Origin of the sequence: Enterococcus florum, assembly GCF_004309355.1 — a bacterium.
GTDB lineage: Bacteria > Bacillota > Bacilli > Lactobacillales > Enterococcaceae > Enterococcus_A > Enterococcus_A florum.
Genome location: NZ_BJCC01000010.1, coordinates 90,123 through 102,003, shown reverse-complemented (window position 1 = coordinate 102,003; position 11,881 = coordinate 90,123). Strand labels below are relative to the sequence as shown.

Below are 11,881 nucleotides of genomic sequence, written 5' to 3'. Positions count from 1 at the left end.
TTCCTCCTCTTAGTAAAAATCATGTGGTCCTTTAAGCAGCGCCTTATTCTTACAAAAGAAAAAACCGACACTTAATTCTAACATAATTATACTTTTCTCATTTAGATAATGCTTTGATTCGTTCCCTGGTCACGGGTATATTGTGGAAGCTTCGGTTGTTTTTTCCGACGATAATAGATCAAGCCTATGCTTCCTAAAAACAGGACTACAGACACGACTTGCGACACGCGTATCACACCGAAAACGTATAAACTGTCTGTCCGCAAGCCTTCAATGAAGAATCGGGCAAAACTATACCAGCCGACATACGCTAGAAACAATTCCCCCTGTTTGAATAGATGGGTATATTTTCGTAACAGGATCAAGATAAAAAAACCTAAGAAACACCACAAAGACTCGTATAAGAAGGTCGGCTGGCGATAGGCACCATCGATCAGCATATTGTCAATGATCACATTTGGCAAATGCAGCCCTTCTAAAAAACTGCGTGTCGTTTCCGGACCAAAGGCTTCATGGTTCGTAAAGTTTCCCCACCGTCCCAAGCCTTGGGCCAAAATCACACCAGGAACAATAACGTCTAAAAACAACCACGGATCAATGAAATGGTGCCGAGTATAGAGGATCAGTACGATCACTGCTGCGATCAATCCCCCATAAATCGCTAATCCGCCACTGCGGGTATTGAACACCTGGATCGGATCTGCAAGGTAGATCGGCAGATCAAATAGAACATAATAAAGTCTCGCTCCAATGATTCCCATCGGCAAAGCCCAGATCAAATAATTTGTCATGTCGTCTTCTTTCAAGCCGACACGAAGGGCTTCTCGAGAGGCCAGCCACAAAGCGATGGCGATTCCCGAAACGATGATTATCGCGTACCAATAAATCTGCAGGCCAAACAATTCAAATGCTACGCGATTGATCTGTGCCAGCATCACTGCTGCCCCGAATTCTCATCGATCAAAGCAGTCAATCGATTTTCAAAGGTTTTTGTTGCATCATAGCCCATGGTTTTCGCCCGGAAGTTCATTGCTGCTACTTCAATAATGATGGCCACATTTCGTCCGGTTTTAACAGGAATCTTGATTTGCGGTACCTTGACTTCTGCGATCTCCACTTCAGTGTTGTCGCTGCCTAAACGGTCGTATTTCTTATCCTTGGACCAATTTTCCAAGTAAACCACCAGTTGAACCGGCATGTACCCGCGAACTGCACTGGCTCCAAAAAGATCCATCACATCGATGATCCCAATGCCGCGGATCTCGATCAAATGCTGCAGAATACTTGGCGGCTCGCCCACTAAGGTCAGCTCATCTTGCTGGTACACATCGACACGATCATCTGCAATCAGACGGTGCCCGCGTTTGACCAGCTCCAAGGCGGTCTCACTCTTCCCAATTCCACTGTCTCCTTGAATCAGCACACCCAATCCATACACATCTACTAGAACCCCATGCACGCTGGTTCTAGGAGCCAGGCTGCCGTTTAGAAAGCTTGAAATTTCTCCTAACAACCGTGACGTGCCGATCGGAGAACGCAAGACAGCGATTCCATGTTCGCTTGCTGCCTGGATCATTTCTTTAGGCGGAGTCAGTCCGCGAGAAATGATGAATGCCGGTGTATCTTCACTGCACATTCTTCGCAGGACCATCAGCCGTTCCTCTGGAATCATCCGCTCTGCAAAGGTGATTTCTTTATTTCCAAATAACTGTAAACGATCATGGGAATAGTAATTAAAGTAACCGGTTAATTCCAGACCAGGCCGTGAAATATCGCCTGTAACGATCACACGGTCCAGACTTGCTTCGTCACCAGTTACGACTTCTAATGAAAGTTTTTCCACTAAGGCTTTCACTTTAACTGTTTCAGACATTTTGCTCCTCTTTTCTTCAGTTTCCGTTCTATTTTATCATTTTATTGTAAGAGTGGCTAGATTGGCCCATTTTATCTATGACAAAATTTAGAAAGGCTGATTTTTCTGACGAGTTCGCAAAAAGCCCTCTTGTGTTAAATCTACAACACAAAAGGGTACTCTTTGGGTGCTCACTACCCATTCTTCAATTTTTCTATTTCTTCGCTGCCTAACCCGGCTGCCTTAGAAACTTGATATATTGTACCGCCCATTTGCAATGAATGTTTGACATAATCACGAAGCGAATTTTGGTATCTCTCCTCGGACTCTGGATCAGAGTGTCTCTGGTATTCCGCGTAACCAAATTCGTAACCGCACTCGTAGGATGCAGACTCGACGGCTTGAAAGATATCAGGGGATTTCCCCTCTCCTCCCCCAAGTCATCGTATCTTTGTTTACTTTAACTAAAACTGAATAGAGAATGAGTGATTAGAATCGTGGCTACTCAGAACTAACACTTATAATTTAGTACTTGGATTATAAATAGGATTAAGAACATTCAAGCACAATCAAAAAAAGCCAGTCGAACCAAGTTTACCCGTTGAAAGTTCGTTCGACTGGCTATTTTTAAAGCGATTCAAGCTTTTTTAACTAAGGAAGTTTAATCACTTCTTCTGATTCCTTGTCAAAGAAATGCCCTTTTGAAATATTGAAGGCTAATTCCATGATTTCTCCTGGGTTATGGAAATCACGAGCATCTACTTTAGAAACAAACTCCGTATCTCCAACTTTTGTATAAAGCATCGACTCCGCTCCTAATAGTTCAGAGACCACTACTTCTGCTCTAACAGTCGCCTGTGGTGAAGCCGAAAGTGCAACTTGTTCACTGTGGATGTCTTCTGGACGAATCCCAAAGATGACTTCTTTTCCGTTATAGCCTTTTTCCACTAGCACTTTGTTTTTTCCTTCAGGAATTCTCAATTTCAACCCGTGATTATCCGAAATGATCCCGTCATTAAGTGTCACCTTAAAGAAGTTCATTGCAGGAGAACCAATGAATCCAGCAACAAAAACATTGATTGGCGTATCATACACTTGTTGAGGTGTTCCAATTTGCTGAATGAAACCATCCTTCATAATAACGATTCGGTCTGCCATGGTCATAGCTTCTGTTTGGTCATGGGTGACATAAATCGTTGTCGTATCTAACCGTTGATGCAGTTTGGCGATCTCTGCGCGCATGGCCACCCGCAGCTTCGCATCCAAGTTGGATAGCGGCTCATCCATCAAAAATACTTTTGCGTCTCGAACAATCGCTCGACCTAAGGCAACCCGTTGACGTTGCCCACCGGATAAGGCTGCTGGTTTGCGATCCAAGTACTCCGTCAATCCAAGGATTTCAGCTGCCGAGTCCACCCGCTGCTTGATATCTGCTTTATCATATTTGCGTAATTTCAAGCCAAAGGCCATGTTATCAAAAACGGTCATGTGGGGATACAACGCATAGTTCTGGAAGACCATTGCGATATCTCGATCTTTGGGGGCAATATCGTTCATGACGGTATCTCCAATGATCAATTCTCCTTCAGAGATATCCTCTAGCCCGGCAATCATACGCAGCGTGGTCGATTTCCCACAACCTGAAGGACCAACAAAAACAATAAACTCACGATCGGCAATATCAAGGTTAAAATCAGTTACTGAGTAATTTTCAGCATTGTCATATTTTTTATATACCTTCTGCAACGCCATTTTTACCATTCTAAATTCCTCTTTTCGTTCTTTCTATGATTGCTCTATCAAGTGTTCTTATTCCTCCCAACGTGCAGCTGGGCATTTCTTATTGGCAAGATGGGCGCGAAATTCGTAGAAGCAGCCGCATTTAGTACAGGTGTGCAATGAACGAAATAGACATTGCTCGCAGGTCTGTATCCGCTTCTGAAAAAGCTTCTCGGGGGCGAGGTGCTGCTCTAAAGCTAGCTGCTCTTCGATCAACGCTTGAATATCCATATTCTGAGCTTCTTCTTTGATTTCGCAGCCAACGCAAGCCATCTGCTACACCTCGAATTGTAGAGTAATAACACTCATTGCCGGTACTGTTGCTTTCAAGGTACTGCCTTCCAAGGCAAAGTCACTGAATTCTTTGATAACAATATCCTCTGGATGGTCAAAATCGTTATGGGCGTTCATTTTGTCTCCAACAATGTAGCGAGCGCTTTTAACGTTCTTCACCTCTTCAAAATCAACGATCACTTGTTCGCTGCCAGTAACGGCGTAATTGCAAAGAGATAGATTCACGATGTTTTCTTTTTTCGAAACAGTGTGTGTCATCGTCTGTGGCAAGTCGTCGCCGTAGCTGTCGATCCGTTCCGCATCCTGATGGACTTTGTACAAATCAAACACATGATAGCTAGGCGTTTTCACCATTTTGTCGCCTTCTGTCAAAATCATCGCCTGCAGCACATTGACTGTCTGCGCAATATTCGTCATATAGACCCGCTCCGCATGCTTGTGGAAAATATTCAAAGTGATCGCTGCCACCATGGCATCGCGAATCGTATTTTGCTGGTACAAGAAACCAGGATTGGTACCGGGCTCCACGTTGAACCAAGTCCCCCATTCATCGACAATAATACCGATACGTTTTTCTGGATCGTATTGATCCATGATTGCACTATGGCGGGTGATTAATTCATCCATGTGGTCAGCCTTTTCACAGGTAACGAACCATTCTGCCTCATCAAAGTCTAGCGCACTGCCCTTTTTCTCCCAGCCTTGAGGATGAACATAGTAGTGCAGGCTTAAGCCATCCATCATCGAATGGGCATTTTTCATTAATACTTCTGTCCAATTGTAATCATCAACGTTGGCGCCACCGGCGATTTTATAAATCTTGTCATCGCCATATTGGCGGACATAGGTTTGGTAACGGCGATAAAGGTCTGCATAATATTCTGGACGCATATTCCCGCCACAGCCCCAGTTTTCATTGCCGACGCCGAAGAACTCCATCTTCCAAGGCTCATCTTGTCCATTTTTACGGCGCCAATCCGCCATTGGAGAAGTGCCACCCATCGTGATGTATTCCACCCATTCAGACATTTCTTGAACGGTGCCGCTACCCACGTTGCCATTTACGTAGGCTTCACATTCTAGCTGCCGCACCAACTCAAAAAATTCGTGGGTGCCAAAATGATTCGTCTCAGTCACACCACCCCAGTGAGTGTTAACGATTGTTTTGCGACTTTCCAGCGCACCGATCCCATCTTTCCAATGGTATTCATCCGCAAAGCATCCGCCTGGCCAGCGCAGCACAGGAATATCAATATTTTTTAGCGCCTCTACCACGTCAGTCCGCATCCCATTTACGTTCGGTATGTCAGAGTCTTTTCCAACATAAATTCCTTCGTAGACGCAACGTCCCAAATGTTCTGCAAAATGACCATAAATGTATTTGCTGATTTTAGGTCCTTTTTTCTTCGTTAAGATTTTCATTTGATTGTCCTTTCTGACTAAGTTCTCAGATTTTCTATTCTCCCGGTATCCCAAAAACAGGAAAGCCTTGTTCATCCCACGTAAAAGCCTGTACATGAGCATGGCGATTGGGGTTATCTAAAGGATCGCCAGAATGATTTTTTTCTGGTCGAGCATGATAGATAATCAAGTCTTGACTGCCATCTTCTGAAACGGTAAAGGAATTGTGTCCCGGTCCAAAAAGTTTATTTTCTTCAGATGTCTCAAAAACAGGAACTGGATTTTTCTGCCAGCTGTATCCATCTAGCAAATCGCTATTCTCATCTGCCCACAATAATCCCATACAGTAATTTTCGTCCGTAGCGCTTGCCGAATAGGTAATAAATACTTTGCCATTGCGTTGAATCGCTGCTGGCCCTTCATTGACCTTAAAGCCTACTTTTTCCCAATCATACTCTGGAATAGACAGCAATAATTCTTTCCCAGTTAGTGTCCAAGGGTTTTCCATTTTCGATAAATACAAATTAGAATTTCCTGGAATCGCAGGACCTAATTGCGCCCACACATAATAAAGCTCGTTCCGATGAGTAAAAACTGTTCCATCTAAACTAAAACTCTCTTGTTGGGTCTTGATTTGCCCTTTTTCTACCCACTCTCCTTCAAAAGGGTTCGGACTGCTGTTTTCTATGACGAACATGCGATGGTGATGGTGTTCGTCGCGAATTTTTTCATTATCGCTGGCTGCAAAATAGATATACCATTTTCCTCGGATAAAATGAATTTCAGGTGCCCAAATCAGTCGACTCAATGGTCCAGTCTCATGAGCTTGCCAAACATTGTGTCGCTCAGCATCCGCTAACTCATTCAAGCTCTTTGCCCGCCGAACTTCTATTTCCTGATACCCTGGAACCGAGCCGGTAAAATAGTAATAACCATCTGTGTGTTTATATACCCATGGATCAGCTCGCTGCAATACAATTGGATTGTTATAGTGTCCCTCCATCTTCATCTCTACCCCTACCTTATTTCTTCATTCGAAGCATGTTCCATGAATAGCTCGGAATCCTCGCTTCTACTTTTCCATCATTTAGTGTGACGCGATTCGCTACTGTTTGCGGTTGAATATGCTTTTGATTGTCACGACTGTTTTTGTCCTGTAACTCATACCCGCCAATATAGCGATGTTCGATTAGTGAAAGTTTCTGATCAAAATCATGATCGACTTCCACAAGCTGTTCTTCTTCAGAACGATTGACTAAAAATAATACCAATTCTTCTTCGTTATTCACTAAACAGGTATCCACGTACTCTACCTGCTTGATCTTATTCACGTCGTATGTTGGACCTGAAAATTGTGTCTGCAGGACTTCCCCTTTGGCATAATTCGAGAGCTGCTCCATTACATAATAGGTTGGATTCACCCAGCAATCGCCGCCCGCATCCGTCAAGATCAATGGGATGGTGTTAACCAGTAGCGATTGACACCCGATTTTCACTCGATCTGCATGGCGCAAAATGGCTAGACCTAATGAACCAAACAAGAGTGTATCCTCCATCGTAAACTGACACCAATCAATTGGGCTGCCCACCTCAAAAGGTTGGTTCTCTTTTTCTGGTTGCGCATGGACGTTCCACTCGTCAAAGGCTAAGTACATCGTTTTATCGCTGCGTTTCAACGCCTTGACATAATCGCAGGTGGCGATGATTTCTTCGATTTGACGATCAAAGCGTTTTGATTTAGCCAAATAGGTCGGTGTATCGTCACGCTCTGTTTTTGGCGGACGCGTCAAATCGTCCTCGTCATACTTATCAATATAATTGTGGAGAGCAAGGTAATCGACGTTCTCATAAGCCGCTTCTAAAACTAATCGATCCCATTCTGGATAACTAGCTAAACGTGGTGTAGAGCTGCCGACTAAGACCGTTTCGATGGTGTCATCCACCCATTTCATCGCTTTGGCTGCTTCATTGGCTATCCGCCCATATTCCTCAGGCTGCTTTGTTCCAATCTGCCAAGGACCGTCTAACTCGTTGCCTAGACACCAAAGTTTAATCCCGAATGGGTCAACAGCACCATTTTGTTGACGCAGATCACTCCAATAGGTTCCTCCGGAAAAATTACAATACTCAACAATATCTCGGGCATCATCAATTCCCTTAGTCCCTAAATTAATGGTAAATATCGGCTCAGCACCTGTCTGCTCCACCCACTTCATAAATTCATGGATACCAAATGTATTTGGCTCAATTGCCCGCCAAGCAATATCGATTTTTCGCGTACGTTGCTCAATCGGTCCAATCGTATCCTTCCAGTCATACCCCGATGTAAAATTTCCTCCAGGATAACGAATCACGCCTAAATCTAACTCTTTGATCAATTTCATCACGTCTTGACGAAAGCCATTTTCATCAGCAGTTGCGTGTCCCGGTTCATAGATTCCGGTATAAACGACACTCCCCATATGCTCGACAAAAGAACCAAATAAGCGCGAGCTAATTTCACCAATCGTAAATTTTTTTCGTGCTGTAAGTGTTGTTTTCATGTTATAAACCTCAATGTTAAAATTTTTGCGCCAATCCTAATTGAATTAGTTTCCAATAGCCGCCCGCGAATAGAAAGATAAAAGGCGGAAAAACAAAGACCAAGCCAATAAACAAAAGTGTGATTCCTACGACCAATAGATTAGATAAAAAATAGGTCATTACACTAAAGACTGCAGCTCGTAAAACAGACTGCCAGGATTGCCGCTCGCCTGTCATCTGCCAAATAATCCGAAACAGCAAGCTTATGCTAACAATCAGAGACATCAGATAGATCACTGCCAACCATTGGTTTGATAATCCGCCTTGCAGTTGCTGTACATTTGAATCACTGACGAAATACAGACTGAGATACAGCAAACTAACCAAAAGCGACAATGACAATTGCCGTTTGAAGCCAGTCCAGTAATTCCGTAAAATTTCTCCTGATCCTTGTCCGTGCCACTGCCGCATGGTGTACGCGATTCCGTTGCAGGATGCCACAAAGGTCACTAGTGGTAAACAACCGACTACCCATAAAATTCCGATTAAAATGTAATCCGTAATAAGCATTAAAAATGCGTAAACCCTTGTCTCTACTAATCTCATTTCTTTTTCCTTCTATTCTTTCATTCCTGACATGGCAGTACTTTGAACAAAATATTTTTGCGCAAACATGTAAATAATCAAAAGCGGTAGCATCGAGATCACGGTTCCCGCCATTACCGGTCCATAGAAGGAAATATTTTGTCCGGTAAACAACGCAAGTCCAGCCGGCAACGTGCGCATTTTTGAACTGGTCGTCATAATCAATGGATACAATAGATCATTCCAGCTGTTCATCAAAGTAAAAATTCCTAGTGACAGCATGGTCGGTTTGCTTAACGGCAACATGATTTTCAAGAAGATACTAAATTCGTTTAACCCATCAATTCGTGCTGCTTCTTCCAAATCCTTTGGCAAGGTGATAAAGAAGGATCGCATCATGAAAATACCAAAAGCAGTCGTCATTCGCGGAATAATCAATCCAGGATAGCTGTCAATGATTCCTAAGAAATTAACTTCCATATAAAGGGGGATCATGAATACTTGGAACGGGATCATCATGGTGATCATGACGAAATAAAAGAAGGCTGATTTCCCTTTAAAGTGCATTCGGGCAAAGGCATAACCGGCCAATGAATCAAAGAATACGGAAGTGATCACAACACCCCCTGCGAAGATCACCGTATTTTTGATGTAATCCATTAATGGGATAGTCGTCCACACCTTGGTATAGTTTTCCAAAGTATAACGATCAGCGAAAATCTTTGGTGGAAAGGAAATAATGTCTTTCTCATATTTAAAGGAAGAAATCAAAAGCCATAGGAAGGGAAAAGCAACTAATAAAATCACTATACAAAGAATTAGTTTTCCCACAATTTGTTTGGTCTTTTGCTTCTTTTTTGAAATTGGTTTAATCGCTGTAGAAGCTTCCATGTCCTTTCTCCTCCTATCTCATTTGTTTTTCTTTACGTGACATATACAAGTTGATAGAAACTGCTAATACAGCAATGATCACAAAAAGGACACTTGATAATGCTGAGGCATAACCTAATTCATAAGGTGCGGTAAAGCCTCGAGAATAGATGTATTGAACAGCCGTTTCTGTCTTAAACTGCGGGCCGCCGGCAGTCGCTACGTAAACTTGGTCAAAGACCTGCATTGATCCAATAAAGTTGGTCAAAATACAAAAGCCTAGCGAAGGCACTATTTGCGGCAACGTTATGTTGAAAAATTGCTGATTCTTTGTGGCCCCATCCATCTCTGCTGACTCATACAAGGAAGGTGAAATTCCTTGAATCGCTGTTAAGAGAATCGTCATAGTCACCCCAAAGTTTTTCCACACCGTCATGAATGCAACCGTCGGCATCGCCAAAGTTGGATCGCGGAAAAATTGCGGGGTCTCCATGCCTAGTTGAGTGAACAAGTATGGAATCGCACCAATATTCGGATCTAAAAGCATGGAAAAAATAATGGCAATTGATGTCAACGAACAAATGACAGGAATATAAAAGGTCGATCGACAAAAACGATTAAAGAATGTGTTTCTTGAAAGAACCACTGCAAAGAGTAAACCGACAATAATTTGGGCAGGCGTTTCCAACAAGGTAAAGTACAGTGAGTGGATAAACGAGTTGACTGCCCGGGGGTCTTGAAAGACCCGATTAAAGTTATCCAAGCCGACAAAATCTTTGCTCGTGAAGAAAATATTCATGTTGGTAAAGCTTAAAACAAAGGTCCCGATTAATGGGATAACAGTAAACAATAAAAGAATTAAAAAGGATGGCAGCAAGAAAAGATATGCTGCATGATTCGGTTTGTTCCAATAGGTCAGCAGTCCATGTTTCCCTTGGTTCATTATGTCTCCCCCTAGATTGATTCGTTTACTCTTTTCATCACCAAGAAAAGAGTCATTTGAAAGTCAACATCGACAATCAAAAACTTGTCGGTGTTGACTTCTGAATTGCTTGAAAACTACTCAGCAAGTACTTCGTTGATCTTCTTGTCTGCTTCTTTCATTAGTTTTTCAGCATCTTCCCCTGCTAACAAACGCTCAATGAGCGGATTGATAATATCATTGTTAATGGTTGGCAGTTTTTCAAATCCAGGTAGGAATGGTTCTGCAAAATCCATTTGTTTAGACAGCTCTGAAACGATTGGATCTTCTTTTACTTCTTTATCTTCGTTGACAGAGTTCAGGTATGCAGGGAAACCATTTTCCATACTCCATTTTTTACCAATCTCGGTTGAATTCCAATATTTCAAGAATTCGTAAATCGCTTCTTTTTTCTTCGGATCGGTACTTGCAGGAATCGCGTAGCCTACACCATCTAAAATGGCTTGCTTCTTGCCATCTTCACTGCCTTGTGGGATCGTTGTCACACTGTAATTGATCTCATTGGCTTTCAAGCCATTGTTCAACCATGGTCCATTCAGCTCAATCGCTAATTGGTTGGCATTCATCACATTGTCCATCTCAGCACCTGAAATCGATTCTGGACCTGCTTTATCATCATGGATCATTTTTTGGATAGCTTCCAATGTTTTCAATGTTTCTGGTGAAGCAAATTCAGACTTGGTGTAGTCGTCATTGACCAATTTACCGCCATTTGCCAACATCCAATTGTATAATGGCCAAGTACCATCCTTGTTGAAAATAAAGCCATGAACATTTTTAGAAGAATCGGCTAACTTCGGTGCCATTTCTGCTAATTGATCCCATGTGCGAGGTGGTTGATTCTCATCTAGACCTGCTGCCTTGAATAAATCTCTGTTCCAGTACATATACATTCCTTGTACCTGCATTGGAATGAAGTATTGTTTATTCTCCACTTTTCCTAGATCTAATGCAGTGTCTACAAAATCGCTCTTATCGACACCGTCGTAATCCCAAAAATCGCCCAAATCTTGAACAGCTCCATTTTTCACGTACTGAGCAAAATCACCGAAATTCAAAGCAACGAAATCTGGAGCCTTTTTCGCAGAAATTGCTGGCGGTAATTTTTCATTCAAGTTTGCCCATGTCATAACATCCATTTCAATCGTAATATTTTTATCATTTTCTTTATTGAAGGTATCCACGATTCCCTTCAAAATCTCTCCGTCAGACGCTGTGAACCCGTTCCAAAACGTTAAAGTTGTTTTGTCTCCGCTTCCGCCATCACCACTAGCTTTCCCTTTGTTCCCACACCCAGCGAGTAGAGAAGTGGTCAAAGCAAAGGCAGCTGCCCCAATTAAAAATTTCTTCAGTTTCATTTATGATTCTCCTTTTTAAATTTTTTCTGAATGAATAGAAACATTCAACTTTAAAACAAAATAAAATAGTGCATCGTTAAGTAAGCGCTTTTTAACTTCTACGCAAATAATACAATTTAAAGAAACCGCTGTCAACAATATTTTTGTTAATATATAAAAATATTTATAGCGCTTCATTAATGTTTATATTAACTAACGAACCGATTCAACTGTCTATTTTACATACATTAATAAATA

The 11,881-nt window shown here is 42.3% G+C and carries 11 protein-coding genes; all 11 read right to left on the bottom strand.

Annotated features, from left to right (window positions below; all coding sequences use genetic code 11):
• Positions 1 to 101: 101 nt before the first annotated feature.
• The 11 genes from lgt to NRIC_RS06525 all read right to left on the bottom strand — a co-directional run bounded on the left by lgt (position 102) and on the right by NRIC_RS06525 (position 11,644).
• The gene (gene lgt, locus NRIC_RS06575; RefSeq protein WP_146621898.1) at positions 102 to 935 is read right to left on the bottom strand and encodes a prolipoprotein diacylglyceryl transferase; all 834 of its coding nucleotides are present in this window, start codon (positions 933 to 935) and stop codon (positions 102 to 104) included.
• Entirely contained in the window at positions 935 to 1,873 is a 939-nt protein-coding gene (gene hprK, locus NRIC_RS06570; RefSeq protein ID WP_146621897.1) for an HPr(Ser) kinase/phosphatase, read from the bottom strand. The genes lgt and hprK overlap by 1 nt, the downstream gene beginning before the upstream one ends.
• A gap of 630 nt (positions 1,874 to 2,503) precedes the next feature.
• Complete coding sequence (locus NRIC_RS06565) at positions 2,504 to 3,613, bottom strand: ABC transporter ATP-binding protein (RefSeq protein ID WP_146621896.1); 1,110 nt, start codon at positions 3,611 to 3,613, stop codon at positions 2,504 to 2,506.
• A gap of 48 nt (positions 3,614 to 3,661) precedes the next feature.
• Entirely contained in the window at positions 3,662 to 3,862 is a 201-nt protein-coding gene (locus tag NRIC_RS06560; protein ID WP_507762477.1) for a DUF6171 family protein, read from the bottom strand.
• Between the two features lie 45 nt (positions 3,863 to 3,907).
• Positions 3,908 to 5,347 carry an alpha-N-arabinofuranosidase gene (locus NRIC_RS06555; protein WP_146621894.1) on the bottom strand — a complete coding sequence of 480 codons (1,440 nt, stop codon included), beginning with the start codon at positions 5,345 to 5,347 and terminating at the stop codon, positions 3,908 to 3,910.
• 34 nt (positions 5,348 to 5,381) lie between these two features.
• Positions 5,382 to 6,329, bottom strand: a complete 948-nt coding sequence (locus NRIC_RS06550; protein WP_175580018.1) for a glycoside hydrolase family 43 protein — start codon at positions 6,327 to 6,329, stop codon at positions 5,382 to 5,384.
• Positions 6,330 to 6,348: 19 nt separating this feature from the next.
• Positions 6,349 to 7,869 carry an alpha-N-arabinofuranosidase gene (locus NRIC_RS06545; protein WP_175580017.1) on the bottom strand — a complete coding sequence of 507 codons (1,521 nt, stop codon included), beginning with the start codon at positions 7,867 to 7,869 and terminating at the stop codon, positions 6,349 to 6,351.
• Between the two features lie 16 nt (positions 7,870 to 7,885).
• Positions 7,886 to 8,455: a DUF624 domain-containing protein gene (locus NRIC_RS06540; protein ID WP_146621892.1), complete on the bottom strand. Its 570-nt coding sequence runs from the start codon at positions 8,453 to 8,455 to the stop codon at positions 7,886 to 7,888.
• 12 nt (positions 8,456 to 8,467) lie between these two features.
• Positions 8,468 to 9,325, bottom strand: a complete 858-nt coding sequence (locus tag NRIC_RS06535) for a carbohydrate ABC transporter permease (RefSeq protein WP_146621891.1) — start codon at positions 9,323 to 9,325, stop codon at positions 8,468 to 8,470.
• A 13-nt stretch (positions 9,326 to 9,338) separates the two neighbouring features.
• On the bottom strand, positions 9,339 to 10,247 hold the full coding sequence (locus NRIC_RS06530) for a carbohydrate ABC transporter permease (RefSeq protein ID WP_146621890.1): 909 nt from the start codon (positions 10,245 to 10,247) through the stop codon (positions 9,339 to 9,341).
• Between the two features lie 116 nt (positions 10,248 to 10,363).
• Positions 10,364 to 11,644, bottom strand: coding sequence for an ABC transporter substrate-binding protein (locus NRIC_RS06525; protein WP_146621889.1), 1,281 nt, complete (start codon positions 11,642 to 11,644; stop codon positions 10,364 to 10,366).
• Positions 11,645 to 11,881: the final 237 nt, after the last annotated feature.

Bases quoted from the DNA above. Each gene is read 5' to 3' on its own strand.
- NRIC_RS06560 (WP_507762477.1), bottom strand. From the start codon at position 3,862: ATGGATATTCAAGCGTTGATCGAAGAGCAGCTAGCTTTAGAGCAGCAC.
- NRIC_RS06565 (WP_146621896.1), bottom strand. From the start codon at position 3,613: ATGGTAAAAATGGCGTTGCAGAAGGTATATAAAAAATATGACAATGCT.
- NRIC_RS06555 (WP_146621894.1), bottom strand. From the start codon at position 5,347: ATGAAAATCTTAACGAAGAAAAAAGGACCTAAAATCAGCAAATACATT.
- NRIC_RS06540 (WP_146621892.1), bottom strand. From the start codon at position 8,455: ATGAGATTAGTAGAGACAAGGGTTTACGCATTTTTAATGCTTATTACG.
- NRIC_RS06525 (WP_146621889.1), bottom strand. From the start codon at position 11,644: ATGAAACTGAAGAAATTTTTAATTGGGGCAGCTGCCTTTGCTTTGACC.
- NRIC_RS06550 (WP_175580018.1), bottom strand. From the start codon at position 6,329: ATGGAGGGACACTATAACAATCCAATTGTATTGCAGCGAGCTGATCCA.
- lgt (WP_146621898.1), bottom strand. From the start codon at position 935: ATGCTGGCACAGATCAATCGCGTAGCATTTGAATTGTTTGGCCTGCAG.
- NRIC_RS06545 (WP_175580017.1), bottom strand. From the start codon at position 7,869: ATGAAAACAACACTTACAGCACGAAAAAAATTTACGATTGGTGAAATT.
- hprK (WP_146621897.1), bottom strand. From the start codon at position 1,873: ATGTCTGAAACAGTTAAAGTGAAAGCCTTAGTGGAAAAACTTTCATTA.
- NRIC_RS06535 (WP_146621891.1), bottom strand. From the start codon at position 9,325: ATGGAAGCTTCTACAGCGATTAAACCAATTTCAAAAAAGAAGCAAAAG.
- NRIC_RS06530 (WP_146621890.1), bottom strand. From the start codon at position 10,247: ATGAACCAAGGGAAACATGGACTGCTGACCTATTGGAACAAACCGAAT.